Annotated in this window: 6 protein-coding genes; all 6 read right to left on the reverse strand. The window is 64.3% G+C overall.

The genetic code is table 11. The features are described from left to right. Positions 1-340: 340 nt before the first annotated feature. Positions 341-604, reverse strand: a complete 264-nt coding sequence (locus WDW90_RS35035) for a hypothetical protein (RefSeq protein ID WP_336492344.1) — start codon at positions 602-604, stop codon at positions 341-343. Next, complete coding sequence (locus WDW90_RS35040) at positions 589-915, reverse strand: hypothetical protein (RefSeq protein WP_336492346.1); 327 nt, start codon at positions 913-915, stop codon at positions 589-591. Before WDW90_RS35040 ends, WDW90_RS35035 begins: the two co-directional genes overlap by 16 nt. Then, positions 915-1,232, reverse strand: coding sequence for a hypothetical protein (locus WDW90_RS35045; RefSeq protein WP_336492347.1), 318 nt, complete (start codon positions 1,230-1,232; stop codon positions 915-917). The genes WDW90_RS35040 and WDW90_RS35045 overlap by 1 nt, the downstream gene beginning before the upstream one ends. Positions 1,233-1,239: 7 nt before the next feature. Further along, positions 1,240-2,715 carry a methyl-accepting chemotaxis protein gene (locus tag WDW90_RS35050; RefSeq protein ID WP_336492349.1) on the reverse strand — a complete coding sequence of 492 codons (1,476 nt, stop codon included), beginning with the start codon at positions 2,713-2,715 and terminating at the stop codon, positions 1,240-1,242. A 175-nt stretch (positions 2,716-2,890) separates the two neighbouring features. Further along, a complete protein-coding gene (locus tag WDW90_RS35055; protein ID WP_336492350.1) occupies positions 2,891-3,709 on the reverse strand; it encodes a GAF domain-containing protein in 819 nt (272 codons plus the stop codon). A gap of 169 nt (positions 3,710-3,878) precedes the next feature. Next, positions 3,879-4,746 (reverse strand): sensor histidine kinase (locus WDW90_RS35060; protein WP_336492351.1); only part of this gene is annotated, 868 nt, incomplete at its 5' end.

A 4,746-nucleotide genomic window follows, 5' to 3' on the forward strand; every position in this document is an offset into this window, starting at 1 on the left:
CTGGTCGGCCAACGAAGAGTTCAGGGCATCCATGCCGCGCTCCTGCACGAGATCGGATCACCCCTCATACACCCCATTCTTGTGACACAGTAGTACTAGGAGGCCGCGGCGTTCCAATAGGGCTTGCCCTAGTGGAACGTTCCAAACGGCGCAAAATGCCATGACAGGAAAACGACGGTTTCCCAGGCACTTCAATCTGTTAGGTTTGTGTGTCTGGAAATCAAAGTGCCGAGCGATCCCGGCCCATTCGCAGGTTGGGCGTTATGGATGCTCAGGCTGGGCCCCGACACGGTTCCGGGCGCAGCAGGCGTCGAGGGCCGCCAAGGCACGGCTATCGGGTTCATCGCTTGTCGGGTCGCGCCAGCATGATGGCAGTGCGGACGGCGGCGCGGCGCGCGGAGACACCGGCTTTAGCCTGTTTCAGGGTCTTCGCCGTGAAGGGGTGAGCGGCGACGGCGGTGGACAAGTCCAGCGAGAACTGGTCGCCCAAGCAATAGGCCTTCGTATCGGGATCGGACAGGTAGGCGTCCACTGCCGCGGCAACATCCACATTGCTGATCTTGCCGCGCGCAAGGAGGCTGCTGACCGTCAGTTTCTCGGCCATATCGCGAAGATAGCGTTCACCCCTTGGACGCCCAGATCGGCACGCCGACGCCGCAGCCGGGGACAGCCAGCCTCGTTCAGACGGCCTCTGACCGCTCGCCGACTGATCCGGCGCCCACCCTGCAGGAGGGCTTTGTAGCGCCGGGCGATGCCCCTCATCACGAGGTACACGCGATCCGTGTTGTCGTAGACCGCGATGTCGCGTCGGGCGGGAACACTGCGGCGGTTGAGCATCAGCGCCTCCAGGGCGGAACGCTCGACCTCGGACAAGACAGCGCCGTGTTCCAGCTTCCGGGTGAGGGGATGGCTCATCAGGCTGGCAGCCTATCGATGCTCCTGATCAGCCCCTCGACGATCACGCTCATCCGCTGAGCGGCGCCCAGCATGCCCTGCTTCTCGGACTGAGCGATCCGGGCGTTTGCCGCAAGCGCGTCCATCTCCAAGCGCAGGTGCACCAGCAGGTAGTGCAGAAGGACGGCCTGCTTGCGGAGGTGAGTGGCCCCGCTGCGCAGGAGAGGCCCGTGTGGGCCCAACTCGGCCTCATCGCCGGTCAGCTTGGCGAGATCCATCGTCAGACGAGCTACATGGGCCGCGCCGCGATGCGCATCGAGGACGTGGAGCTCCGCCATGGTTGCCTCACGCACCTGCCTGCGAGGCAACACGCACCTTCTGCGTTGCCTCATCGACCCGTTCTGTTGAGCGGGCGATCTCGCCGAGGCTGCCCGTGATCTCGCCGACGCCGCGTGAAGCCGTCTGCATGCTCGCCGACATCTCGCGGGTCACCGCTGACTGCTCCTCGACGGCGGCCGAGATCGCGCCGGCCACCTCGTTCAGCGCCATGATCGTGGCCTTGATCGAGCCGATGGCGCCGACAGCCTCTTGGGTGGCCCCCTGGGTTGCCGAGATCTGCGCGCCGATCTGCTCGGTTGCCCTTGAGGTCTGGGCCGCCAGCGCTTTCACCTCGCTCGCCACAACCGCAAAACCTTTGCCGGCCTCGCCAGCCCGCGCCGCCTCGATGGTGGCGTTCAGCGCCAGCAGGTTCGTCTGCGAGGCAATGCCCTGGATCAGGCTAACGACCTCGCCAATCTTCGAAGCGGCCTCGCTCAGGCCCGCGATGATGGCGCCGGCCTGCTGAGCCTGCTGAACGGTCTGCCCCGAGATCTCGGCAGCATGCGTGACTTGCTGGCTGATCTCGGCGACTGACGCGGCCAGCTCCTCGGCCCCTGAGGCGACCATCTGGATGTCGGAAGATACCCGCGTCGAAGCCTGGGCGGCCCGGCCAGCCTGCTGCGAGGCACCGGATGCCGCGTCCGCGATGGCGTTCAGGTCGAGGGCGATACCCTTCTGCAACTCGGCGCGTCGACGGCGGTCGAGCACCTGAGCCGTGACGTCGGCGGCGAACTTCACCACCTTCAGCAGCCGGCCGTCGCGGTCGAAGATCGGGTTGTAGGACGCCTGGATGAAGACCTCGCGGTCGCCTTTGGCCAGCCGCTTGTACTCGCCGGCTTGGTACTCACCCCGGCCGAGGCTGGCCCAGAAGTCCTTGTACTCGGCGCTGATGCGGTACTCGGGCTCGACGAACAAGCTGTGATGGCGGCCCTGCACCTCGTCGAGGCGGTAGCCCATCACGCCGAGGAAATTCGGGTTTGCCGTGACAATGGTGCCATCGAGCGCGAACTCGATGACGGCCTGCGAGCGGTGAAGCGCCTGGATCTGCCCTTCGTAGTCGGCCATGCGCATCACCTGCTCGGTGATGTCGGTGGCGAACTTGACCACCTTCACGGGCTGACCGTTCCGTCCGAGGATGGGATTGTAGGTCGCCTGCAGCCAGATCTCGCGACCGCCTTTGCCAAGGCGCCGGTACTCGGCGGAGCGGTACTCACCGCGTCCAAGATCAGCCCAGAAGGCGCGGTATGCCTCGCTCTCGCGATAGTTCGGCTCCACGAACAAGCTGTGGTGCTTGCCCTGGATCTCGTCCAAGCCGTAGCCAACCGTGTCGAGGAAGTTCGAGTTGGCGGTCAGGATGGTGCCATCGAGCCTGAACTCGATGAGCGCTTGTGAGCGGTCGAGCGCCTCAAGCTTGGCCGACGTGTCGCGGCTGGAGAAGATCATCTTGAAGCGTCCCTGGAGCGGCTGTCGTGGAACACCCCGCCCGCTCCTGGTCCGGGCGCAGTGCGCCAGTCCCCCGGGATGCCGTTGGACAGAATGGCCAGAAATCTCCTAATCAGGCGTTACGGTTGAGCGCTTGAACATGTTAACCTGGGTTACTGTCCTGCATTCCACGCTATTAATCTAAATTAATCAGGCTCAGGCGGACTCCAGCGGTCGTCGAGGTGTGGCCAATGCAATACACGCCCTTCTTCAGCAAAGCTCTCCTGACCGCATCGATTGTTGATCCTCGCACGCTCAGGCCATCGTCTCCTTCGAGCCGCTTGATCGTGTTGGGTGACACACCCGAAGCGAGCGCGAGTTCGCCAATTGACCAGTTGAGTAGCCCACGAGCGGCACGAACCTGAGCACCGTTCAGGATTGGCTTCTCACTCAAGTCTAAGCTTGCCGCGGGAAGCCCGCCCTGCTGCACATGCTGATGAGGCGCGTTGCCTTGCAGAAGATCGTTCAGCCACAGCTCGCCGACCGTCACCTGAGCCAACCCGGCCAGCGTGCGCGCATCGCTCTCGTCGAAGCGGCGCGGGCGCCTGTCGATGATGCACAATGAGCCGAGCCGAATGCCCGGCTCCGTGATCAACGGAGCGCCCGCGTAGAACCGGATGTGCGGCTCGCCGGTCACGAGCGGGTTCTTGGCAAAGGCCGGATCGCGTGTCGCGTCCGGGACCACGAGTACGGTGTCGTGCAGGATGGTGTAGCTGCAGAAGGCAAGGTCGCGGTGCGTCTCACTCACGGCAAGGCCGCACTTGGCCTTGAACCACTGCCGCTCGCTGTCGATGAGCGAGATCAGGGCGATAGGCACGTCGAAGACACTTCGCGCGATCTCGACGATGCGGTCGAAGGCTGGTTCAGGCGGGGTGTCGAGCACCTGCAGACGGTGCAGGGCTGAAAGCCGTGCGGTCTCATTGGCTGCAATGACAGGCATGCTGCCTTTCAGCACAGACGCTCTCCCTCTGGCTAGCCGCCACGTTGAACCCCGTCGGCTGAACGCAGGCAGAGGCTCCGCCGTGTTCCGATAGGGCTTGCTCTGTCGGACCTTGGCAGGGGCGCGGCGCCGTTCGCCGATTGGGCGTTACGGAACCCGGTCGCTTCTACTGCTTGTCCAGAACTCAAAAAGTTTGAGACGCGCCCTCTTGATGCGGGAACTCCAGCACGAACCGCGTGCCAGGCTGCGCATCCTGCCATTGCGGTTGCGCGCCGAGCTGGCGGCCGAGGCCGGCAATTACCGTCATGCCGAGGCTCTTGGACTTTGCCGGGTCGAAGCCCGGCGGCAGACCTACGCCTCTGTCGCACACTTCAAGCCGAAGATGCCCCGTCTCAACCTGCGTCACGGAGAGCCGCACCTCGCCGGCCCCGCCAGGGTAGGCATACTTGAAGGCGTTCGTGACCAACTCGTTGGCGATAAGCCCCAAGGGCACGGCATGATCCGTTGCCAGCATGACCGGCACAGCCTCACAGGTGAGCGTGTGGCCCAGCCCGATCGATGCGCGGAACTGCTCGCACAACTCCTCTAGGAACTCGGCCAGATTGAGGGTCTGCACCTCATCCTTGCGCCACAGCCGATCATGCACTTTCGCAATGGTCAACACGCGCGTCCGCGCATCGACAAGAGCCTCGCGCAGCCCGGGATCGGCCGCCTTGTTGCCCTGCATGCTCAGCAGGCTTGCCACGATAGAGAGGCTGTTCTTGACCCGGTGGCTGATCTCGCGTGTGAGCACCTCCTGTTGCGCCAATGCCTGCTGCAACCGCGCTTCGCTCTGCTGCAGTGCCTCTTCCGCGCGCTGCCGGTCGATGGCGCCGCCGAGCAGGTTGGCAAATCCCTGCAGGAAAGCGACGTCGGCTTCGGTGAACTGTCCTTCCGTCGGGCTGTCCACCTCGAGCACGCCGAAGGGCTCGCTCTCGCCACGGATGATGACGTTGATGGCCCGCTTGATCCCGTGCTCTTCAAGCACCTTCGGCGTGCGGAAGCGGCTCTCG

The sequence above is a fragment of the Methylobacterium nigriterrae genome (assembly GCF_037106235.1).
Lineage (GTDB): Bacteria > Pseudomonadota > Alphaproteobacteria > Rhizobiales > Beijerinckiaceae > Methylobacterium > Methylobacterium nigriterrae.

What these genes read in the sequence shown, in the direction of transcription:
- WDW90_RS35035 (WP_336492344.1), bottom strand. Translation starts at nt 604, where the DNA reads ATGGCCGAGAAACTGACGGTCAGCAGCCTCCTTGCGCGCGGCAAGATC.
- WDW90_RS35045 (WP_336492347.1), bottom strand. Translation starts at nt 1,232, where the DNA reads ATGGCGGAGCTCCACGTCCTCGATGCGCATCGCGGCGCGGCCCATGTA.
- WDW90_RS35040 (WP_336492346.1), bottom strand. Translation starts at nt 915, where the DNA reads ATGAGCCATCCCCTCACCCGGAAGCTGGAACACGGCGCTGTCTTGTCC.
- WDW90_RS35050 (WP_336492349.1), bottom strand. Translation starts at nt 2,715, where the DNA reads ATGATCTTCTCCAGCCGCGACACGTCGGCCAAGCTTGAGGCGCTCGAC.